Below are 19,231 nucleotides of genomic sequence, written 5' to 3' on the forward strand. Positions count from 1 at the left end.
ATACAGGATGATTTGACGCGCATCGACCATATCCGCGCCGGTTGAACGCGTGGGCGGAGGACCGCCCACCCTACGGTATTCGGCAGATCAAACCAGCCGGCTCTCAGCCCGGCTGACTGCCTCGCCGGCGCCCCGCAGCACCAGCACATCCCCCGCCAGCAGCACCGTCTCCGGATCCCCCTCCAGGCTCTTGCCATTGCGCCTGACGGTCGTCACCTCGGTCTCGACTTCGTCCAGCCCCAGCTCCCCCAGCCGCCTGCCGACCGCCGCCGCGCCTTCGCGCAGGGTCACCGAGTGCAGCCGCACATAGGTGTGCTCCAGGTCGTCCGACACATCCCCCGCGCCATGGAAGTAGCCGCGCAGCGAGGCATAACGCTGGTCGCGCGCGCTCTGCACCCGGTGCACCACGCGCCGCAGCGGCACGCCCATGGTGACCAGGGCGTGGGAGGCCAGCATCAGGCTGCTCTCCAGCGCTTCCGGCACCACCTCGGTGGCGCCCGCCTGTTTCAGGACATCGAGATCGCTGTCGTCATGGCTGCGCACGATGACGGCCAGGTTCGGCGCCAGCTCGTGTACCAGGTGCAGCACCTTGAGCGCCAGTCTCGTATCGGCAAAGGTGATCACGAGCGCGCTGGCGCGGTTGATGCCGGCCGCGATCAGGCTTTCGCGGCGCGCCGCGTCGCCGTAGGACACGTTGGCGCCGGCCGTCTGCGCTTCCTGCACCCGTTCCGGATCCAGGTCGAGCGCATACCAGGGCAGCTTTTCGTCGCTCAGCAAGGTGGCCAGGCTCTGGCCGCTGCGCCCGAAGCCCGCGATGATCACGTGCTTCTGGGTCTTCATGGTGCGGCTGGCGAGCTGGGTCAGCTGCAGCGACTGCATCATCCACTCGTTGGCCGCGACCTTCATGACGATCTTGTCCATGTTGGCGATCATGAAGGGCGCCACCAGCATCGACAGCACCATCGAGGCCAGCACGAGCTGGATCAGGAAGGGATCGATCAGCTTCGAGCCGGAGGCCAGGTTCAACAGCACGAAGCCGAACTCGCCGGCCTGGGCCAGCGCCAGGCCCGTGCGCATTGCCACGCCGTCCGTCGAGCCGAAGGCCTTGGCCAGCGCCGCGATGATGGCGAACTTGAGCAGCACCGGGAAGATCACCAGCGCCAGCACCACCCACCAGTGTTCCAGCACCAGCTGCAGGTTGAGCAGCATGCCCACGGTGATGAAGAAGAGCCCGAGCAGCACGTCGCGGAAGGGCTTGATGTCTTCTTCCACCTGGTGCTTGTACTGGGTCTCGGAAATCAGCATGCCGGCCACGAACGCCCCCAGGGCCAGCGAGAGGCCGGCCTGCTCCGTGATCCAGGCCAGGCCCAGGGTCACGAGCAGCAGGTTGAGCATGAACAGTTCCTGCGAGCGGCGCTTGGCGACCACGGTGAACCAGAAGCGCATCAGCTTCTGCCCGAAGATCAGCAGCAGGGCCAGGACAAACGCCGCCTTCACCAGCGCCCAGCCGAGCGTGACGACCAGTTCCTCGGCCGGCCGCGCCAGCGAGGGAATCAGGATCAGGAGCGGCACCACGGCCAGGTCCTGGAACAGCAGGATGCCGATGATGCGGCGGCCATGTTCGCTCTCGAGTTCCAGCCGCTCGGTCAGCATCTTGACCACGATGGCCGTCGAGGACATGGCCAGCGCCCCGCCCAGGGCAAAGGCCGCCTGCCAGCTCACGTGCAGCTGCGGCGCCCACCATGAAATGAACAGCCCGAACAGCATGGCCGCCACGATCGTCAATACGACCTGGGCGAGGCCGAGCCCGAACACGATGCGGCGCATCGATTTGAGCTGGGCCAGGGAGAATTCCAGCCCGATGGAAAACATCAGGAAGACGACGCCGAATTCGGCCAGCGAATGGGTGGTGGGGCTGTCGTCGGCCAGCGCCAATGCATGGGGCCCGATCAATACGCCGACGGCCAGGTAGCCGAGCATCGGCGGCAGGTGAAGCATCCGGAAGGCGACCACGCCGAGCACGGCGCAGCCCAGCAGGAGCAGGGTCAGTTCAAGTCCGGAATGCATCTTCCCCAATCATGGTCTTGTTGTAGTTTGTTACGTCTGGCAAGTTTTTTGCTTGCGCGTTTCGGCTATACTGCCATCATGAGTGTAACCGATGAAAAAACAATGCTGAAAAGTTTTGACGAGGGCCAGGCCCGGCGCGTGCTCGAATTGGGCCGCGAGACCCTGGCCATCGAGGCGGATGCGATCCGTGCGCTGCATGCGCGTCTCGGCGACGACGACAATTTCGTGCGCGCCGTCGACCTGCTGTTCGGCTGCACGGGCCGTGTCGTCGTCTCCGGCATGGGAAAATCCGGCCACATCGGCCGCAAGATCGCCGCGACGCTGGCCTCGACCGGCACCCCGGCCATGTTCGTGCACCCCGGTGAAGCCGCGCACGGCGACCTCGGCATGGTCACCACCAAGGACGTCTTCATCGCCATCTCGAATTCGGGCGAATCGTCCGAGCTGCTGGAAATCCTGCCTGCCATCAAGCGCATGGGCACGCCCGTGATCGCGATGACCGGCAAGCCGCATTCGCGCCTGGCCAAGCTGTCCGAGATCCACCTGAACATCGCGGTCGACAAGGAAGCCTGCCCGCTGAACCTGGCTCCGACCACCAGCACCACCGTCACGCTCGCCATGGGCGACGCCCTGGCCGTGGCCCTGCTGGACGTGCGCGGCTTCCGCGAGGAAGACTTCGCCCTGTCGCACCCGGGCGGGGCGCTGGGCCGCCGCCTGCTGACCCATGTGCGCGACGTGATGCGCACCGGCGACGCCATCCCCGCCGTCGGCCCCGACACCCTGCTGGCCAAGGCCCTGCTGGAAGTGAGCCAGAAAGGCATGGGCATGACCGCCATCGTCGACGAAGAGCGCCGCCCGATCGGCGTGTTCACCGACGGCGACCTGCGCCGCCTGATCGAGCGCTACCACGACTTCTCGAACATCCTGATCCGCGACGTCATGCACGCCAACCCGCGCCGGGTCCACCCGGAGCAGCTGGCGGTCGACGCCGTCGCCGTGATGGAAGAATTCCGCATCAACCAGATGCTCGTGGTCGATGCGGACGATCGCCTGGTCGGCGCCCTGCACATCCACGACCTGACCCGCGCCAAGGTAATCTGATATGACGCCACTGGAACACATGCAGCGCGCGGCGCGCGTGAAGGTGATGATTTTCGACGTCGACGGTATCCTCACCGACGGCAGCCTGACCTATGGCCCGGACGGCGAGGTCACCAAGACCTTCAACGTGCTCGACGGCCTCGGCATCCAGCTTCTCAACAAGACCGGCGTCAGGACGGCCATCATCAGCGCGCGCAAGTCGCCGATCGTGGTCAAGCGCGCCGCCGACCTCGGCATCTCCCACGTCTACCAGGGCATCCACGACAAGCGCATCGGCTTCGCCGAGCTCCTGCAGGCTACCGGCGTGACGCCGGAAGAATGCGGCTACATCGGCGACGACGTGATCGACCTGCCGCTCTTCACCCGCGTGGGCTTCGCCATCACCGTGCCTTCGGGCCACCCGGAGGTGCAGTACCGCGCCCACTACGTCACCCGCAATGCGGGCGGCAAGGGGGCGGTGCGCGAGGTGTGCGACATGATCATGCGCGCCCAGGGCACCTACGAACAGGCGCTGGCGCCTTACTTCGCCTGACCTTCCAGGAACGAGCATGGCCCCGTCGAACTACAAACGCACCGCCCACCGCTGGAAGCTCCTGACCATCATGATGGTCGGGGTGTTCTGTGCCTTCGGCAGTTTCTGGCTGCTGCAGGTCATGCAGGGCGAGGACGAAGACCCGCGCCTGGCCGGCCCGTCCAGCGAGCCGGACTACATCGTCGAGAACTTCTCGTTCGTCCGCATGACGCAGGACGGCAAGCCCAGCTACGTCGTCTCCGGCAAGCGCCTGGCGCACCGTCCGCTGGGCGACGTGTCCGAGGTCGAGGCGCCGGTGGTGCAGGGCATGACGCCGGGGCGTCCGCGCATGACGGTGGTGGCGAAGCAGGGCCGCATCTTCCACGAAGAACACCGCGTCGACCTGCTCGGCAACGTCGACATCCAGCGCCCGGCCACGCCCACCAGCGAAGCGCTGCGCGTGCGCACCCAGGCGCTCACCGTGCTGCCCGACGAAGAGATCATGAAGACCGACAAGCCGATCGAGATGCAGCTCGGCGCCGCCACCGTGACCGGCACCGGCATGGTCGCGAACAATGCGACCCAGAAGCTGCACCTGGCCAGCCGCGGCCAGATCGTCTATCCGCCACGCGCGCAGCGCTGATTCCACTAGTGCGCCGCGTTTCAACAGGACCAGCAAAACCATGAAAAAAATACTCGCTGCCACTTTCCTTACCCTGGCATCGCTCACCGCCACGGCGGAGCGCGCCGACTCGCTCAAGCAGGCCGTGATCAACTTCGACACGCTCGACGTCGACGAAGTCACCCAGACCCGCATCCTGACCGGCAATGTCGTGCTCACCCGCGGCACCCTGGTGCTCAAGTCCGACCGGGCCCTGGTGAAGGAAACGCCGGAAGGCTATATGAGCGTGACGCTCACCGCCAACAACGGCAAGCTCGCCACCTTCCGCCAGAAGCGTGACGGCGGTCCCGACCTGTGGGTCGAGGGCCAGGCCCAGCGCATCGAATACGACGAGCGCGCCGAACTCGTGAAGCTGTTCACCACCGCCGAGGTGCGCGAGCTGGAGAACGGCCGCATGACCAACGAGATCAAGGGTCCCTTCATCTCCTACGACAACCGCCGCGAAGTGGCCCAGGTGCGCAATACCGCCACCGGTGAAACCCAGGTTGGCGGCGGCCGCGGCACCCTGATCATCGCGCCGCGCCGCACGACTCCTGCGGAAGGCGCCAAGCAATGAACGCCGTGCTAGAGAATCCCGCCGGCGACAGCTGCAGCACCCTGGTCGTCAAGGGCCTGCAGAAGAGCTACGGCAAGCGCCTGGTGGTGCGCGACGTCTCGCTGCAGGTCGACTGCGGCGAGGTGGTCGGCCTGCTCGGCCCCAACGGCGCCGGCAAGACCACCTCCTTCTACATGATCGTCGGCCTGGTGCCGTCGGATGCCGGCTCGATCGACATCAACGGCACCGACATCACGAGCCTGCCGATCCACCGCCGCGCGGTACTGGGCCTCTCTTACCTGCCGCAGGAAGCCTCGGTGTTCCGCAAGCTCACGGTGGAAGAAAACATCCGCGCCGTGCTGGAGCTGCAGCGCGACGAGAACGGCAAGGCCCTGGGCAAGAACGAGATCAACGAGCGCCTCGACACCCTGCTGGCCGAGCTGCAGATCGAGAAGCTGCGCGAGAACCCGGCGCTGTCGCTGTCGGGCGGCGAGCGCCGCCGCGTGGAGATCGCGCGCGCGCTGGCCACCAACCCGCGCTTCGTGCTGCTCGATGAACCCTTCGCGGGCGTGGACCCGATCGCGGTGATCGAGATCCAGCGCATCGTGCGCTTCCTGAAGGAGCGCAACATCGGCGTCCTGATCACCGACCACAACGTGCGCGAGACGCTCGGCATCTGCGACCGCGCCTACATCATCAACCAGGGCGCCGTGCTGGCTTCCGGCCGTCCCGACGACATCATCGCCGACGAATCCGTGCGGCGCGTCTACCTCGGCGAACACTTCAGGATGTAATGAAACAGTCCCTGCAGCTCCGCACCTCGCAGCACCTTGCGCTGACCCCGCAATTGCAGCAGTCGATTCGCCTGCTGCAGCTGTCCACGCTCGAACTGCACCAGGAGATCGAGCAGATCCTGCACGACAATCCGCTGCTCGAGCGCCTCGACGACCCGCTCGACCGCTCGGTGCGCCTGCTGGCCGACGGCGCCATCAACACGGCGCCTGCCAATGGCGAGGCGCCAAGCGCGCAGCCCGCCCAGGAAGAAGGCGGCGCGAAAGCCGAGGGCGAGGGCCATGAGGACGGCGAGCAGGGCGAGCGCGGCGATGCGGATACGGATTGGGGCGGCGAGGGCGGCGGCGCACGCAGCGGCGACGACGAGGACGGGCGCCCGCAACTGGAGGCCGACGGCATCACCCTGCGCGAACACCTGGCGGAGCAGATCCGCCTGACCGGCTGCAGCGCGCGCGACCGCGCCCTGGCCGAGCTGGTGATCGATGCCCTGGACGACAACGGCTACCTGGAAGAACCCCTCGACGAGATCCACGCGCGCCTGCCCGAAGAACTCGAGATCGAGATGGACGAGCTGCGCTGCGCGCTGGCCCTCATCCAGAGCCTCGACCCGGTCGGCGTGGGCGCCCGCAGCGCGGCCGAGTGCCTGGCGCTCCAGATCCGCCGCATGCCGGGCGTGCCGCTCGTCACGCGGCGCCTGGCCCTGAAGATCGTCGAGGGTTACCTGTCCTGGTTCGCCCAGCGCGAGTACACCAAGCTGAAGAAGGCGCTCGACTGCGACGACGAAGACCTGCGCGAGGTGCAGGCCGTGGTCCGCCAGTGCAATCCGCATCCCGGCGCCGCCTTTGCCTCCAATGTGTCGGACTACGTGGTGCCGGACGTGATCGTGCGCCGCGCCAAGAACGGCTGGGCGGTTTCGCTGAACCCGGACGTGATGCCGAAGCTGCGGGTGAACTCCCTGTACGCCAGCCTGCTCAAGCAGGGAAAAAGCGAAAGCCAGATGGGCGCGCAGTTGCAGGAGGCCAAGTGGCTCATCAAGAATATGCGCCAGCGCTTCGACACGATCCTGCGTGTTGCCGAGGCAATTGTGGAGCGCCAGCGCAACTTTTTCAGCCACGGCGCCGTTGCCATGCGCCCTCTTGTTTTGCGTGAGATAGCTGATACACTAGGCCTACACGAGAGCACAATCTCCCGTGTAACCACGCAGAAATACATGCTGACCCCGCACGGCATGTTTGAGCTGAAGTACTTCTTCGGAAGCCATGTCGCCACCGAAGCGGGGGGAGAAGCCTCCTCGACGGCGATTCGCGCTCTCATAGCGCAATTGACAGGAGCAGAAGACCCTAGGAATCCTCTATCCGACAGCAAGATCGCGGAGATGCTCGGGGAACAAGGTATGGTCATTGCGCGCAGGACGGTCGCCAAGTACCGCGAAGCGCTCAAGATTCCGCCCGTCAGCCTCCGCAAATCCCTGTAAAGCACCTGCCCACTCTCACCTTGTGGCGCGGGCAGGGCACCTTCCCAAAGGAGTGTGTATGAACCTCACAATCAGCGGCCACCATCTCGAAGTCACCCCCGCCATCCGTGAATACGTTCAGAATAAGCTCGAGCGCATCACCCGCCATTTCGACCACGTGATCGATACCCACGTGTTCCTCGCGATCGACAACCTCACCGAAAAAGAAAAAAGGCAGAAAGCCGAAATCAACCTATCGGTATCGGGAAAGAAACTCCACGTCGCCAGCGCCGCGCAAGACCTGTACGCCGCGATCGACACGCTGATGGACAGGCTGGACAGGCAGGTTCTAAAACACAAATCCATGCTGCAAGACCATAACCACGTCGCGCACAAGCGCATGCCGGACAACGGCGAAGCCGCCGCAGCAGCGTAAACACAGCACGCTGAACTTACCGCGGTAATACAGCAAGGGCGTCTGAGGGGACGCCCTTTTTGCATTGTAAAGATAGGAATTTGTTGGCGGCCTTCGGTAGAATGCATGTTTTTTCGACCACAACAAGCCGCCATGACCGATTACGTCCTGACCCGCGTCGCCAACCGCACCGGCGTCATCACGCTCGACCGCCCGAAAGCCCTGAACTCGCTGTCGCTCGACATGGTGCGTGCTTTGAGCGCGATCCTGCTGCAATGGAAGGATGACGCGGGCATCGATGCGGTGCTCATCACCAGCACCAGCGAGAAGGCGCTGTGCGCGGGCGGCGACATCCGCTTCTTCTTCGAAGCCAGCCGCGCCGGCGTGCAGGGCGGCAGCGCGCTGCTGGAAGATTTCTTCACCGAGGAGTACGCGCTCAACCACCTGATCCACTTCTATCCGAAACCGTATATCGCGGTGATGGACGGCGTGGTGATGGGCGGCGGCATGGGCATCGCCCAGGGCGGACCAGGCTGCGGCCTGCGCATCGTCACGGACCGCACCAAGATGGCGATGCCGGAGGTGAACATCGGCCTGTTCCCGGATGTGGGCGGCAGCCACTTCCTCTCGCATGCGCCGGGGCAGCTGGGGCAGTACCTGGGCCTGACCGGGCTGACCGTCGGCGCGGCCGATGCGCTCTACGTGGGGCTGGCGGACGTGTTCGTGCCGGGCGAGAAGCTGGGCGAGCTGAACGCGCTCGTCGCGTCCACGCCGGGGGCGCAGCTGCCGCAGGCGATCCGCGACTTCGCGGCGCAGTTCGCGGGGCAGGAAGGCGCCAGCGAACTGCAGGCGCAGCGTGGCGTGATCGATGCGCACTTCGGCGCCGCTTCGGTGCCGGCCATCATGGAGTCGCTGGCGCGCGACGAGAATCCTTTTGCACAGAAGGCGCTCAAGGCCATGCGCCAGCGTTCGCCCCTGATGATGTGCGTGACGCGCGAACTCTTGCTGCGTGGGGCGTCGCTCGACGTGGCGGACTGCCTGCGCATGGAGCGCAACCTGGTGCGCCGCAATTTCGAGCACGGCGAAGTGCTGGAGGGCGTGCGGGCGCTGGTGATCGACAAGGACAATCAGCCGAAGTGGAATCCGGCCAGCCTGGAAGAAGTAACGCCCGAGATGGTGGCGAAGTTCTTCGAGCCGGTGTGGCCGGAGTACGCCCACCCGCTGCGTCATTTGGTTTGATGGTTTGCGTAGGGTGGGCGGCTTTGCCGCCCACGCGTTCAAATCCCGCTCGAATGGATGCGACGCGTGCAATTCACGCACAGTTTGAACGCGCGGTCGGCGAAGCCGACCACCCTACGGTTTAGTGGCCTGCGTGTTTCGGCTGCTCGCGGTGACGAACGATCACGCGTTCGGTCGCGCTGAAGTAGGCGCCAAGTCGCTCCGCCATGTACACCGAGCGATGCTGTCCCCCAGTACACCCCACCGCCACCGTCAGGTAGCTGCGGTTGTCCGTCTTGAACGAGGGCAGCCACTTGGCCACGAAGGCCTTGATATCCCCCAGCATGTCCGCCGCACTTGGCTGCGCGTCGAGGAAGTCGATCACCGGCTGGTCGCGGCCCGTCAGCGGGCGCAGGGCCAGGTCATAGTAGGGATTCGGGATCGCGCGCACGTCGAACACGAAGTCCGCGTCCAGCGGCACGCCCACTTTGAACGCAAAGGACTCGAAGAACAGGGTCAGCGGCGCGTGCTCGATGTCGGCCAGCTCCTTGATCCAGGCGCGCAGCTTGTTGGCCGAGAGTTCCGAGGTGTCGATCACGTGGCCCAGGTTCTCGATCGCCGACAGGCGTTCGCGTTCCTCGGCGATGCATTCGATCAGGGTGCGGCGTGAAGCGGGATTTTCGCCGGGACGCAGTTCGTGCGAGAGCGGGTGGCTGCGGCGGGTCTCCGAGAAGCGCGCCACCAGCGAGTGCGTGCTCGAGGTCAGGAACATGACCTTGACGTTGTGGCCTTCTTCCTTCAGGTGGCGCACGCTGACCGGCAGCTCCACCAGCGATTCGGCGCTGCGCGCATCGACCGCGACGGCGATCTTGTCGGTGCCTTTTTCGTTGACCGCGTAGACCAGGGCCGGCAGCAGGGCCGGCGGGAGGTTGTCGACGCAGTAGTAGCCTGCGTCTTCCAGGACGTTGAGGGCAACCGATTTGCCCGAGCCGGAAATGCCGGTAATGAGGACGATGTGCATGGCGCGATGATACCCCAAATGGGGGTTAGTCACCGCTCATGGCCTGGCGCTGCCGCTCCATGAATTCCTGCAGCGTGTCGATGCCGCGCAGCTGCAGGATGGTGTTGCGCACGGCGGCTTCCAGCAGCACCGCGATGTTGCGGCCGGCCGCGACGGGGATCACGACCTTGCGGATCGGCAGGCCCAGCACGTCCTCGGTCGGGAAGTGGAAGGGCAGGCGTTCGACCTCTTCGTCGAGGGCGCCGCGCTTGACCAGGTGGACGATCAGTTTGAGGCGCATCTTGCGGCGCACCGCGGTCTCGCCGAAGATGGCCTTGATGTCCAGCAGGCCCAGGCCGCGCACTTCCAGCAGGTTCTGCAGCAGCGGCGGGCAGCGGCCCTCGATCATGTTCGGGGCGATGCGCGAGAATTCGACGGCGTCGTCGGCCACCAGGCCGTGCGAGCGCGAGATCAGTTCCAGGCCCAGCTCGCTCTTGCCCAGGCCCGAGTCGCCGGTGATCAGGACGCCCACGCCCAGCACGTCCATGAAGACGCCGTGCATGATGACGCGCTGCGCCAGCTTCTTGGACAGGTAGACGCGCAGGAAGTCGATCACCTGCGCCGCCGGCAGCGGGGTCGAGAACAGGGGGATGTTCTGCTCGTCGCAGATGGCGAGGATGTCGGGCGGGGTTTCCAGGCCCTGCGCGATGATCAGGGCCGGTGGGCCGCCGCCGACCAGTTCGCCGATCACGTGGGAACGCGAGCTCGATTTGAGGCGGTGGTAGTAATTCAGTTCCTGGTGCCCGAAGACCTGGATGCGGCCCGGGTGGATCAGGTTCAGGTGGCCGACCTGGTCGGCGGCCGAGGCGGCGTCGCCCGCGATCTGGCGTTCGCCGCCGGGGAAACCCGCGAACCAGCCGAGTTGCAGGCTGTCACGGTTGTCGTCGTACAGCCGTTGGATCGTCAGCGGGGTTTGCAGCATGGGCATAGTAAAGTGAGCTCGGCAGATTGCCGTGTGGACAGCTCAGTATAGCTCAGCCCAAAGCCTGGAGGCTGGGTTGCCAGTTGATGATGCGCTCGTAGACGGATTTCGGGTCCGGGTCGGTCGCCAGGGCCGTGCGCACCGCTTCGTCCGAGAACAGCTCGGCGATCTCCGACAGGATCTCGAGGTGCTGCTGGGTGACGTGGTCCGGGATCAGGAGGAAGAACAGCAGGCTGACCGGCTGGCCGTCGGGCGACTCGAAGGGAATCGGCTCGCGCAGGCGCACGAAGGCGGCCAGCGGCGACTTCAGGCTCTTGGAGCCCTTGATCCGTCCGTGCGGCACGGCGACGCCGTGACCCAGGCCGGTGGAGCCGAGGCGTTCGCGGGCGAACAGATTGTCCGACACGGTCGACCGTGCGATACCGCAATTGTTCTCGAAGATCAGACCAGCCTGCTCGAAGGCGCGCTTCTTGCTGGAGACTTCCAGGTCCAGCTGCACGTTTTCGAGCGAGAGGATTTTGCTAAGGTTCGTCATGACTAGTGTGCGTGGCACAGGGTAGCTGCTTGCGAGGCGGAATTATAGGCCTGTTTCCAGGACGCGGCATTCGATTTCGCATCTGTACGGGTGTACAGTAAAGCAGATGAGGGCAACTCGGCGAAACCGTATGGTTTTGATACAAATTGCCTTTGAACACAACACGCAATTTCCTAAGCGAAATTACAGAGAAAGCGCCACAAACGGGTGTGGAAAGCCGATTCGGCCGACTTTTAGACGCATTCTGCCCTAAATTCTCGCACTGCGTTTGCTTGCCATTTAGTTAAATGAACCGGCATTAAGCTGTGGCTGAAAAAGTACAGCGCACAGCGCTTGACTACTGCCGCGCGGTGCGCAGGTTACCCGGCTTGCTCGTGCTGAAGTTGGCGCGCCAGGGATTGATGTCCAGGCCGCCGCGGCGGGTATAGCGGGCATAGACGGCCAGCTTGGTCGGTTTGCATTGGCGCAGCACGTCCATGAAGATGCGCTCGACGCATTGCTCGTGGAACTCGTTGTGCTCGCGGAAGCCGATCAGGTATTTCAGCAGGCCTTCCTGGTCGATCTGCGGCCCGACGTAGCGGATCTGCACGGTGCCCCAGTCCGGCTGGCCGGTGACCAGGCAGTTCGATTTCAGCAGGTGCGAGACCAGGGTTTCCTCGACCGGGGCTTCGTCCGTATTGGCCTTCAGCAGTTCGGGCGAGGGGACGTACTGGTCGATCTCCACGTCGAGCCGGTCCAGCAGCGTGCCGTCGAGCTCGCCCATCTCGAGGGTGCCGAAGGCGTCCGGCGTCGTGATCGTCACGTGCACAGGCGCGCCGAAGGCGGCGGACAGGTCCTGGCGCAGCAGTTCGCTCAAGGCATCGGTCCCGGCCAGCTTCGTCTGGTTGAAGGAGTTCAGGTAGAGCTTGAAGGACTTCGATTCGACGATATTGGGCGAATCGGCGGGCGCCGTGATGGTGGCGATCGCCACCTGCGGCTTGCCGCGCATGTTCAGCCAGGACAGCTCGTAGGCGTTCCAGATGTCGACCCCGAAGAAGGGGAGGGTGGCGCCCGCGCCCAGTCCGATCTCTTCGCGCTTTTGCAGGCGGGGGATCGGGAACAGGAGCTCGGGAGCGTACTGGCTCTGGTAGGCAGAGGTTTTGCCGAGTGGCGATTGATCAGGAGTATTCATAGATGTCAGGTGCAGGCCCGGCACTTGTGGCGCCAGGCCCGCTGGCGGGGTCATGCCCCCAAAAACAGTTTGTAGACCGGGTTGGCGCTTTCGTCCCAGTAGCGGTAGCCGAGCTTCGCCAGCGACTGGCGGAACTCGTCCATCTCCGCCGCCGGCACCTGCAGCCCGACCAGGATGCGGCCCACGTCGCCGCCCTGGTTCCGGTAGTGGAACAGCGAGATGTTCCAGTTCGGCGCCATGCTGTCGAGGAAGCGCATGAGCGCGCCCGGCCGTTCGGGAAACTCGAAACGATACAGCAATTCGTCCTGGGCCAGCGCGCTTTTTCCGCCGACCAGGTGGCGGATGTGCAGCTTGGCCAGCTCGTCGTGGGTGAGGTCCAGGGTGCGGAAATCGTGTTCCTCGAAGGTGTGCGCGAGCAGGCCCGACTCGCCGCGGCTGCCCACCTGCACGCCAACAAAAATGTGCGCCTCGCGTGAATCGCTGATGCGGTAGTTGAACTCGGTGACGTTGCGCGGGCCGACGAGGGCGCAGAAGCGCCGGAAGCTGCCGCGCTGCTCGGGGATCGTCACCGCGAACACGGCTTCGCGCGATTCGCCCAGTTCCGCGCGTTCGGCCACGAAGCGCAGGCGGTCGAAGTTCATGTTGGCGCCGCAGGCGACCGCCACCAGGGTCTCGTTCTTCACCGGGTTGCGGCCCATCTGGGAGCGCTCGACATAGGCCTTGGCGCCCGCGACGGCCAGCGCGCCGGCCGGCTCCAGGATGCTGCGGGTGTCCTGGAACACGTCCTGGATGGCGGCGCAGATGGCGTCGGTGTCGACGATGATGATCTCGTCGACCACTTCCTTGGCCACGCGGAAGGTCTCCTCGCCCACCAGGCGCACCGCGGTGCCGTCCGAAAACAGGCCGACGTCGCTCAAGGTGACGCGCTCGCCGGCCTTCAGGCTTCTCGCCATCGCGTCCGAATCCAGGGTCTGCACGCCGATGATCTTGATGTCCGGACGCACCGCCTTCACGTAGGCGCCCACGCCCGCCACCAGGCCGCCGCCGCCGATGGCGACGAAAATCGCGTGGATCGGGCCGGAATGCTGGCGCAGGATCTCCATGCCGATGGTGCCCTGGCCGGCGATCACGTCCGGATCGTCGAAGGGGTGCACGAAGGTCAGGCGCTGCTCCTTTTCCAGCAGCAGGGCGTGGTTGTAGGCGTCGGTGTAGGAGTCGCCGTGCAGCACGACTTCCACGCTGGCGCCGCCGCGCGCCTTCACGGCGTCGATCTTCACCTGTGGCGTCGTGGTCGGCATCACGATCAGGGCGCGGCAGCCCAGGCGCGCGGCCGACAGGGCGACTCCTTGCGCGTGGTTGCCGGCTGAGGCGCAGATCACGCCGCGCTTCAGGCTCTCGGGCGTGAGATTCGCCATCTTGTTGTAGGCGCCGCGCAGCTTGAAGCTGAACACGCTCTGCATGTCTTCGCGCTTGAAGTAGACGCGGTTGCTCAGGCGGTTCGACAGCGTCGGGGCGTAGTCGAGCGGGGTTTCTTCGGCGACGTCGTAGACGCGGGCGGTCAGGATTCTCTTGAGATAATCGGTGGTCATGGTCGGCAATCGGGTGTGCAATGCCGGCGGGGGTGGGCCGGCGGTTCCGGACGACGCAAACTGTTCCGCTCAGGGGGTGGCCGGGGCGCTTAAGTAGCGATGCGGCGGACTGGATGGCAGGCCCGGCGTATCGTGTCGTTACGTAAAGTGATCCTCATTATAATGGACCATTATCGCAATCGCTCAAGCCCATCCCTTCAATGATCGAATCCGCCGTTACCTGGTTGCTGGACGTCCTTGCCGCACCGAGCATCGGGCTGACCTCGATTTTCATCATCAGCTTCATTTCCGCCACCCTGCTGCCGCTCGGCTCGGAGCCGGCGGTGTTCGCCGTGGTGAAGGCCAATCCGGCCATGTTCTGGCCGGCAGTGTTTGTGGGCACGCTGGGCAATACCCTGGGCGGCGCGGTCGACTACTTCATCGGTTACCGGGCCAAGGTGGCCTTCGCCAAGGAGCGCCAGAGCCGCTGGTTCGGCTGGCTCAAGAAATACGGCGCCAAGACCATGCTGCTGTCCTGGGTGCCGGGCGTGGGCGACCCGCTGTGCACCCTGGCCGGCTGGTTGCACCTGCCGTTCTGGCCGAGTGTGATGTACATGGCGATCGGGAAGTTCCTGCGCTATGTGACGATGACGGCGGTGCTGCTCTACATCCCGAACGGCTTCTGGAAGACCGTCGGCGATTTCTTCGAGCGCCTCATCGGCTGAGCCATGGCTGCGCCGGGCCGCATCGAGCGTTTTATCGAGGCCATGGGCATCGGACCCGGCGACCGGGTGCTCGAGATTGGCTGCGGACATGGCGTGGCCGCGACCCTCGTGTGCCGCCTGCTGGACGGGGGGCATTACCTGGCCGTCGACCGTTCCCCGAAGATGATCGAGGCCGCCGCGAAGCGCAATGCGGATTCGGTGCGCGCGGGCCACGCCGGCTTTCTGGTGGGAGAACTCGAGTCGGTGGATCTCGGCGCCCGGCGCTTCGACAAGGTGTTCGCCATGCGGGTGCGGCTGTTCGAGGACGAGCCGGAGCGGGCGCGCGCCCTGGTGGAGCGCTGGTTGGCGCCGGGCGGGCAGCTCTTCGTCGAGTACGACGCGCCGCCACCTCGCGAGCGGTCCAAGCAGTCCTGAATCGCATGTAGAATCTGCGTATGGACAATGCAGGACTTCACCCGGATCCGCGGGACTACCTTGGCGCCAGTCGCTACATCGACTTCGGCTATCCCGAGGTGCGCGCCACCGCACGCCGGTTGGCGACGCGCGGCGGCAGCAAGCAGGACATCGCGCGGGCCTGCTTCGAGTTCGTGCGCGACGAGATCGCCCATAGCGCCGACGTGCGGCGCGGCCCGGTCACCTGCAGCGCATCGAGCGTGCTGCGCAACGGCGTAGGCTTCTGCTACGCCAAGAGCCACCTGCTGGCGGCCCTGCTGCGCGCCAACGGCATCCCGGCCGGCCTGTGCTACCAGCGCCTGGCGACGGGCGACCCGGGCGCTCCCTACTGCCTGCACGGGCTGAACGCGGTCTGGCTGGACGACTTCGGCTGGTACCGGATCGACCCGCGCGGCAACAAGCCCGGCGTGGATGCCCGGTTCGACCCGCCGCGCGAGGCCCTGGCCTTCACACCGGGCGACGATCCGGGCGAGGCCGACCTGCCGGGCATCTGGGTCGAGCCGCTGCCGGTCGTGGTCGAGGTCCTGGCGCGCAGCGCCTCGTTCGAAGAGGTGCTGGCCGGGTTGCCGGACCAGGCTCCGGGACACGGCGTCAACACCGCCGACTGAGCCGCTTCACCAAGGCTTGCACACGGCCAGCGCCACCGCGCAGGCCAGCAGGACGTAAAGCAGGGCAGGCGGCCATCCGCGTGCCGCTCCCGCCGCCGTGCCGGCATCGGCAAGCCGGCGCAATTCGCCGGCCTGCATCCCGTGCAGCATCGAGAGCACGATCACCACGGCCAGCTTCGCCTTCAGCCAGCCGCTCGCGAACCATCCGGCGTGCAGGGCCGCTGCCAGTCCGCAGGTCCAGGTCAGCGCCAGGGCGGGCACTGTGACAAGCCGGTCCCAGTGCCTCGTGCGCGACAACAGGCGCCGTTCGTCGGGCATCGACGGCAGCGGCAGGCTGCGATACATGCGCAGGACGTGGGCCTGCATCACCAGTCCACTGACGAAGGCCATGACTGCAAGCACATGCAGGGACTTCAGCAACAGGTAGCTCATGCCCTGTCCTGGTGGCGCCCGCCGTTTCCAGCCAGTTGCATGCGGGTCAGTGCGATGACAGTGCCAAAGGGGATGAAGGCGGCCAGCAGCAGGAGCAGCAGCCGTTTGCGCGGCCACGCGCAGGCACTGGACGACTGCATCAGCACCCAGACATAGACGAGGAAAGCCATGCCGTGGATGGGGCCGAGCGCCTTCACGAAGCCTGGCTCGCCGAGCAGGTATTTCAGCGGCACGGCGACCACGACGAGCAGCACGAGTGTACTTCCTTCCAGCAGGGCTGCATGGTGAAACAGCCTGGCGCTGCGTTGCGCGCCCTGTGGCGCCGTGTCGGGATCGATGGGCATGGCATGTTCTCCGCGGATGACCCGCGGGCCGCGGTGTCTCGGGATGCATTGTCAGTGATATAGTCGGGCCCTGCCACATGGCCGGATGACAACTTTCGATCAGTTTCGGCCATCGTCCCTGGATCCTCAACATCGTTTTCGCAGCCCATGTCCGGAATTCACCGCATTGCCATCCTCGCCTACCGCGGCGTCGTGCCCTTCGACCTGGCGATGCCGCTCGAGACCTTCGCGCGCGTGCGCGATGCGCAAGGTGCGCCTGCCTATGCGGTCCGGGTGTGCATCGACGGGGCCGGCGCCGACACCGGCCACTTTTCCATCGCGAGTCCCTGGACGCTCGAGGATGCGGCCAGCGCCGATACGGTCGTCGTGCCGGGCATGTACGACCCGCGCGACATTCCCGCATCGGTATGCGCCAGCGTGGCGGAAGCGGCGCGGCGCGGTGCGCGGATCGTATCGATCTGCAGCGGCAGCTTCGTGCTGGCGGCGGCCGGCGTGCTTGCCGGGCGGCGCGCCACCACGCACTGGTCCGGCGCCGCCGAGCTGGCGGCCAGGTATCCGGACGTCGCGGTGCTGCCGAACGTCCTGTATGCCGAAGACGGGAATGTCTTCACTTCCGGCGGGGCGACGGCGGGGCTGGACCTGTGCCTGTACCTGGTGCGGCGTGACCACGGGAGCGCGGCGGCCGCCGAGGCGGCCAGGATGGCCCTGGTGCCGCTGGTACGCGAAGGCGGCCAGGCGCAATTCGTCAAGTCCGGCGAGGCCTCGCCGGCTGGCAGTCTGGCGCCGCTGGTGGAGTGGGCGAGAACCCAGCGCACCGGCAGCCTGGGCGTGGATGCCCTGGCGCGGCGCGCCGGCATCAGCGTGCGCACGCTGACGCGCCGCTTCCGCGAACAGATGGGAACCTCGCCCCAGAAATTCCTGCTTGCGCTCAGCATCGACCAGGCCAAGGCCATGCTGGAAACCACACGCATGCCGGTCGACCTGATCTCGGACCGCTGCGGCTTCAATTCGGCGGTGACCTTCCGGACCGCGTTCACCCGGCTCGTCGGCATCGCACCGAGCCGCTACCGGAAGGCTTTCCGCGACGCTTGAGGAGCGCTGCGTCAGGGGTGGGCCGCGGCGCCCAGCGCGCGCACGCTTGCCCTTACCTCGACGCTGTAGCGGCGCTTGTCCGCTCCCTCGAATTCCAGGCTGAGCGGAATGCGTTCGCCGGGGCGGGCCTGCCTGGCCAGGTCGAGCAGCATGATGTGATAGCCGCCGGGCGCCAGCACGACGGTGCGGCCGGCGGCCAGTTCGATCGAGGCGACCTGGCGCATGCGCATGAGGTCCCCTTCCATGCGCATTTCGTGCAGCTCCACCCGGGCCGCCGCGGGCGAGGAGGCGCCGATCAGGCGCACCGGAGCATCCGCGGTCAGCCGCATGAAGGCGCCGGTCGCGCGCTGCTGCGGGACGGTGGCGCGTACCCAGGCGTCGTCGGCCTGCACGGTTGCAGGCGCGGCCGACGCGGACAGGCAGGCGGCGCCGGCGAACAAGGCCAGGAAAGTCCGGTAGCTCATGCCCAGCCTCCTTTCCGATCGGCGTCATGGCGCATCAGTTTCCTGAGGTCGTCCGCGCACTGTCCCGCGGTCTGCGCGTGCATCAGCGCCAGCCGCACCCGGCCTTCCGGGTCGACCACATAGCTCAATGCCGTGTGGTCGATGCTGTAGGAAGACCCGGTCGGCACCTTGCGGTAGAACACCCGGTAGTTCTGCGCCACCTGCGCCGTCTCGGCCGGCTCGCCCGCGATGCCAACGAACGAGGGATCGAAGGCCCTGGCATAGGCTGACGCGATGTCCGGCCTGTCGCGTTCGGGATCGACCGAGATGAAGGCCACCTGCAGCCTGTCCTTCTGCTCCCCCAGCAGTTCGCGGATCGCTACCGCCCGCGACAGTGCGGTCGGGCAGACGTCGGGACACTGCGTATAGCCGAAGAACAGCATCAGGTAGCGGCCGCGGAAATCCGAGAGGCGGTGGGTGCGGCCCGCCGCATCGGTGAGCGCGAAGTCGCCGCGATAGGATGCATTGGTGAGATTGATGCCCTGGAAGACGGGCGATGGCCTGATGCAGCCGCCGAGTGCGGCCAGGGCAGGGGCGAGCGCCAGGGAGGCGAACTGCCGTCGGGTGATATGCATGGTATTCCTGTTCGATGGTCGTGCCGACGCTGCCCGGACGCGCGTGCGAGCGTCAGGCCATGGCGGCGGAAAACGTGGATGGGGCCTTGCTGTACCGATCAGGAGAAAAGGGGAGGGGCGCGGGGAAGGATGGCAGTCCAGCGCGACGCTGCGCGAAGGAGCGGGGCCGGCGTGGGCAGGACAGGGCCCGCGAATGCCGCCCGGAAGACGGGCGGGGAGGGAGGGGCGGGCAGCGCGGCTGCCTGTCCAAGCGGGCATGCGGGGCAGTGCCCGCCGCTGTCGTGGCCAGGGCTGGCCGACGCGGCGTCGCCGAGGGGAAGATATTTGGTCCCGCTGGCAGTGCAGAGCTCCACCCATTGCGGCTGCGCGGCAGCCACGAGGCCGGCCAGGCCCAGTTGCGCGAACAGCAGCAGGCCGAGCAGGCAACTGAGGATGCGTAGCGATGGCCGGGAGGGTCTGGACATCGGAT

At 66.1% G+C, this 19,231-nt stretch carries 23 protein-coding genes; 12 read left to right on the plus strand and 11 right to left on the minus strand.

The window, feature by feature from the left end:
- Positions 1–87: 87 nt before the first annotated feature.
- Positions 88–2,067, minus strand: coding sequence for a monovalent cation:proton antiporter family protein (locus tag NX780_RS22830; protein WP_258830188.1), 1,980 nt, complete (start codon positions 2,065–2,067; stop codon positions 88–90).
- A 78-nt stretch (positions 2,068–2,145) separates the two neighbouring features.
- Between NX780_RS22830 and NX780_RS22835 the strand changes: the two genes are divergently transcribed.
- The 8 genes from NX780_RS22835 (at position 2,146) to NX780_RS22870 (ending at position 8,795) form a co-directional block, all read left to right on the plus strand.
- A complete protein-coding gene (locus tag NX780_RS22835; protein ID WP_307733035.1) occupies positions 2,146–3,168 on the plus strand; it encodes a KpsF/GutQ family sugar-phosphate isomerase in 1,023 nt (340 codons plus the stop codon).
- 1 nt (position 3,169) lies between these two features.
- The gene (locus NX780_RS22840; protein ID WP_258830190.1) at positions 3,170–3,700 is read left to right on the plus strand and encodes a KdsC family phosphatase; all 531 of its coding nucleotides are present in this window, start codon (positions 3,170–3,172) and stop codon (positions 3,698–3,700) included.
- 16 nt (positions 3,701–3,716) lie between these two features.
- Complete coding sequence (lptC, locus tag NX780_RS22845; RefSeq protein WP_258830191.1) at positions 3,717–4,322, plus strand: LPS export ABC transporter periplasmic protein LptC; 606 nt, start codon at positions 3,717–3,719, stop codon at positions 4,320–4,322.
- A 40-nt stretch (positions 4,323–4,362) separates the two neighbouring features.
- Entirely contained in the window at positions 4,363–4,917 is a 555-nt protein-coding gene (gene lptA, locus NX780_RS22850; protein ID WP_258830192.1) for a lipopolysaccharide transport periplasmic protein LptA, read from the plus strand.
- Complete coding sequence (gene lptB, locus NX780_RS22855) at positions 4,914–5,690, plus strand: LPS export ABC transporter ATP-binding protein (protein ID WP_258830193.1); 777 nt, start codon at positions 4,914–4,916, stop codon at positions 5,688–5,690. Before lptA ends, lptB begins: the two co-directional genes overlap by 4 nt.
- Positions 5,690–7,162 carry an RNA polymerase factor sigma-54 gene (locus NX780_RS22860; RefSeq protein WP_258830194.1) on the plus strand — a complete coding sequence of 491 codons (1,473 nt, stop codon included), beginning with the start codon at positions 5,690–5,692 and terminating at the stop codon, positions 7,160–7,162. The genes lptB and NX780_RS22860 overlap by 1 nt, the downstream gene beginning before the upstream one ends.
- A 58-nt stretch (positions 7,163–7,220) precedes the next feature.
- Positions 7,221–7,577, plus strand: coding sequence for a ribosome hibernation-promoting factor, HPF/YfiA family (hpf, locus tag NX780_RS22865; protein WP_258830195.1), 357 nt, complete (start codon positions 7,221–7,223; stop codon positions 7,575–7,577).
- A gap of 132 nt (positions 7,578–7,709) precedes the next feature.
- On the plus strand, positions 7,710–8,795 hold the full coding sequence (locus NX780_RS22870; RefSeq protein ID WP_258830196.1) for an enoyl-CoA hydratase/isomerase family protein: 1,086 nt from the start codon (positions 7,710–7,712) through the stop codon (positions 8,793–8,795).
- 121 nt (positions 8,796–8,916) lie between these two features.
- Here the strand turns inward: NX780_RS22870 and rapZ are convergent, their stop codons facing one another.
- From rapZ to ilvA, 5 genes are all read right to left on the minus strand, one after another.
- Positions 8,917–9,795 (minus strand): RNase adapter RapZ, encoded by an 879-nt coding sequence (gene rapZ / locus NX780_RS22875; protein ID WP_258830197.1) that lies wholly within the window; start codon positions 9,793–9,795, stop codon positions 8,917–8,919.
- Between the two features lie 25 nt (positions 9,796–9,820).
- On the minus strand, positions 9,821–10,756 hold the full coding sequence (hprK, locus tag NX780_RS22880) for an HPr(Ser) kinase/phosphatase (RefSeq protein ID WP_258830225.1): 936 nt from the start codon (positions 10,754–10,756) through the stop codon (positions 9,821–9,823).
- Between the two features lie 52 nt (positions 10,757–10,808).
- The gene (locus NX780_RS22885) at positions 10,809–11,291 is read right to left on the minus strand and encodes a PTS sugar transporter subunit IIA (RefSeq protein WP_258830198.1); all 483 of its coding nucleotides are present in this window, start codon (positions 11,289–11,291) and stop codon (positions 10,809–10,811) included.
- 337 nt (positions 11,292–11,628) lie between these two features.
- On the minus strand, positions 11,629–12,462 hold the full coding sequence (gene queF, locus NX780_RS22890; protein WP_258830199.1) for an NADPH-dependent 7-cyano-7-deazaguanine reductase QueF: 834 nt from the start codon (positions 12,460–12,462) through the stop codon (positions 11,629–11,631).
- A gap of 50 nt (positions 12,463–12,512) precedes the next feature.
- Positions 12,513–14,051 (minus strand): threonine ammonia-lyase, biosynthetic, encoded by a 1,539-nt coding sequence (ilvA, locus tag NX780_RS22895; RefSeq protein ID WP_258830200.1) that lies wholly within the window; start codon positions 14,049–14,051, stop codon positions 12,513–12,515.
- A gap of 200 nt (positions 14,052–14,251) precedes the next feature.
- Here ilvA and NX780_RS22900 point away from each other — a divergent pair, with 200 nt between their 5' ends.
- The 3 genes from NX780_RS22900 to NX780_RS22910 are packed head-to-tail and all read left to right on the plus strand — an operon-like array spanning position 14,252 to position 15,816.
- Entirely contained in the window at positions 14,252–14,755 is a 504-nt protein-coding gene (locus tag NX780_RS22900; protein WP_258830201.1) for a YqaA family protein, read from the plus strand.
- Between the two features lie 3 nt (positions 14,756–14,758).
- Positions 14,759–15,169 carry a class I SAM-dependent methyltransferase gene (locus tag NX780_RS22905; protein ID WP_258830202.1) on the plus strand — a complete coding sequence of 137 codons (411 nt, stop codon included), beginning with the start codon at positions 14,759–14,761 and terminating at the stop codon, positions 15,167–15,169.
- A gap of 20 nt (positions 15,170–15,189) precedes the next feature.
- Entirely contained in the window at positions 15,190–15,816 is a 627-nt protein-coding gene (locus NX780_RS22910) for a transglutaminase-like domain-containing protein (protein WP_258830203.1), read from the plus strand.
- A gap of 6 nt (positions 15,817–15,822) precedes the next feature.
- Here NX780_RS22910 and NX780_RS22915 read toward each other — a convergent pair whose 3' ends face one another.
- Both NX780_RS22915 and NX780_RS22920 read right to left on the minus strand, forming a co-directional pair.
- Positions 15,823–16,248, minus strand: coding sequence for a CopD family protein (locus NX780_RS22915; RefSeq protein ID WP_258830204.1), 426 nt, complete (start codon positions 16,246–16,248; stop codon positions 15,823–15,825).
- The gene (locus NX780_RS22920) at positions 16,245–16,592 is read right to left on the minus strand and encodes a DUF3817 domain-containing protein (RefSeq protein WP_258830205.1); all 348 of its coding nucleotides are present in this window, start codon (positions 16,590–16,592) and stop codon (positions 16,245–16,247) included. The genes NX780_RS22915 and NX780_RS22920 overlap by 4 nt, the downstream gene beginning before the upstream one ends.
- A 147-nt stretch (positions 16,593–16,739) precedes the next feature.
- On the opposite strand from NX780_RS22920, the gene NX780_RS22925 reads away from it, so the two are divergent.
- Positions 16,740–17,684, plus strand: a complete 945-nt coding sequence (locus NX780_RS22925; RefSeq protein WP_258830206.1) for a GlxA family transcriptional regulator — start codon at positions 16,740–16,742, stop codon at positions 17,682–17,684.
- Between the two features lie 11 nt (positions 17,685–17,695).
- Here the strand turns inward: NX780_RS22925 and NX780_RS22930 are convergent, their stop codons facing one another.
- The 3 genes from NX780_RS22930 to NX780_RS25350 all read right to left on the minus strand — a co-directional run bounded on the left by NX780_RS22930 (position 17,696) and on the right by NX780_RS25350 (position 19,226).
- Positions 17,696–18,148 (minus strand): copper chaperone PCu(A)C, encoded by a 453-nt coding sequence (locus tag NX780_RS22930; protein WP_258830207.1) that lies wholly within the window; start codon positions 18,146–18,148, stop codon positions 17,696–17,698.
- Complete coding sequence (locus NX780_RS22935) at positions 18,145–18,762, minus strand: SCO family protein (RefSeq protein ID WP_258830208.1); 618 nt, start codon at positions 18,760–18,762, stop codon at positions 18,145–18,147. Before NX780_RS22935 ends, NX780_RS22930 begins: the two co-directional genes overlap by 4 nt.
- A 98-nt stretch (positions 18,763–18,860) precedes the next feature.
- Positions 18,861–19,226, minus strand: a complete 366-nt coding sequence (locus tag NX780_RS25350; RefSeq protein ID WP_370663642.1) for a DUF2946 family protein — start codon at positions 19,224–19,226, stop codon at positions 18,861–18,863.
- Between the last annotated feature and the right edge of the window lie 5 nt (positions 19,227–19,231).

The organism is Massilia agri (assembly GCF_024753255.1).
GTDB classification, from domain to species: domain Bacteria; phylum Pseudomonadota; class Gammaproteobacteria; order Burkholderiales; family Burkholderiaceae_D; genus Telluria; species Telluria agri.

Bases quoted from the DNA above. Each gene is read 5' to 3' on its own strand.
- NX780_RS22830 (WP_258830188.1), bottom strand. From the start codon at position 2,067: ATGCATTCCGGACTTGAACTGACCCTGCTCCTGCTGGGCTGCGCCGTG.
- NX780_RS22835 (WP_307733035.1), top strand. From the start codon at position 2,146: ATGAGTGTAACCGATGAAAAAACAATGCTGAAAAGTTTTGACGAGGGC.
- NX780_RS22840 (WP_258830190.1), top strand. From the start codon at position 3,170: ATGACGCCACTGGAACACATGCAGCGCGCGGCGCGCGTGAAGGTGATG.
- lptC (WP_258830191.1), top strand. From the start codon at position 3,717: ATGGCCCCGTCGAACTACAAACGCACCGCCCACCGCTGGAAGCTCCTG.
- lptA (WP_258830192.1), top strand. From the start codon at position 4,363: ATGAAAAAAATACTCGCTGCCACTTTCCTTACCCTGGCATCGCTCACC.
- lptB (WP_258830193.1), top strand. From the start codon at position 4,914: ATGAACGCCGTGCTAGAGAATCCCGCCGGCGACAGCTGCAGCACCCTG.
- NX780_RS22860 (WP_258830194.1), top strand. From the start codon at position 5,690: ATGAAACAGTCCCTGCAGCTCCGCACCTCGCAGCACCTTGCGCTGACC.
- hpf (WP_258830195.1), top strand. From the start codon at position 7,221: ATGAACCTCACAATCAGCGGCCACCATCTCGAAGTCACCCCCGCCATC.
- NX780_RS22870 (WP_258830196.1), top strand. From the start codon at position 7,710: ATGACCGATTACGTCCTGACCCGCGTCGCCAACCGCACCGGCGTCATC.
- rapZ (WP_258830197.1), bottom strand. From the start codon at position 9,795: ATGCACATCGTCCTCATTACCGGCATTTCCGGCTCGGGCAAATCGGTT.
- hprK (WP_258830225.1), bottom strand. From the start codon at position 10,756: ATGCTGCAAACCCCGCTGACGATCCAACGGCTGTACGACGACAACCGT.
- NX780_RS22885 (WP_258830198.1), bottom strand. From the start codon at position 11,291: ATGACGAACCTTAGCAAAATCCTCTCGCTCGAAAACGTGCAGCTGGAC.
- queF (WP_258830199.1), bottom strand. From the start codon at position 12,462: ATGAATACTCCTGATCAATCGCCACTCGGCAAAACCTCTGCCTACCAG.
- ilvA (WP_258830200.1), bottom strand. From the start codon at position 14,051: ATGACCACCGATTATCTCAAGAGAATCCTGACCGCCCGCGTCTACGAC.
- NX780_RS22900 (WP_258830201.1), top strand. From the start codon at position 14,252: ATGATCGAATCCGCCGTTACCTGGTTGCTGGACGTCCTTGCCGCACCG.
- NX780_RS22905 (WP_258830202.1), top strand. From the start codon at position 14,759: ATGGCTGCGCCGGGCCGCATCGAGCGTTTTATCGAGGCCATGGGCATC.
- NX780_RS22910 (WP_258830203.1), top strand. From the start codon at position 15,190: ATGGACAATGCAGGACTTCACCCGGATCCGCGGGACTACCTTGGCGCC.
- NX780_RS22915 (WP_258830204.1), bottom strand. From the start codon at position 16,248: ATGAGCTACCTGTTGCTGAAGTCCCTGCATGTGCTTGCAGTCATGGCC.
- NX780_RS22920 (WP_258830205.1), bottom strand. From the start codon at position 16,592: ATGCCCATCGATCCCGACACGGCGCCACAGGGCGCGCAACGCAGCGCC.
- NX780_RS22925 (WP_258830206.1), top strand. From the start codon at position 16,740: ATGTCCGGAATTCACCGCATTGCCATCCTCGCCTACCGCGGCGTCGTG.
- NX780_RS22930 (WP_258830207.1), bottom strand. From the start codon at position 18,148: ATGAGCTACCGGACTTTCCTGGCCTTGTTCGCCGGCGCCGCCTGCCTG.
- NX780_RS22935 (WP_258830208.1), bottom strand. From the start codon at position 18,762: ATGCATATCACCCGACGGCAGTTCGCCTCCCTGGCGCTCGCCCCTGCC.
- NX780_RS25350 (WP_370663642.1), bottom strand. From the start codon at position 19,226: ATGTCCAGACCCTCCCGGCCATCGCTACGCATCCTCAGTTGCCTGCTC.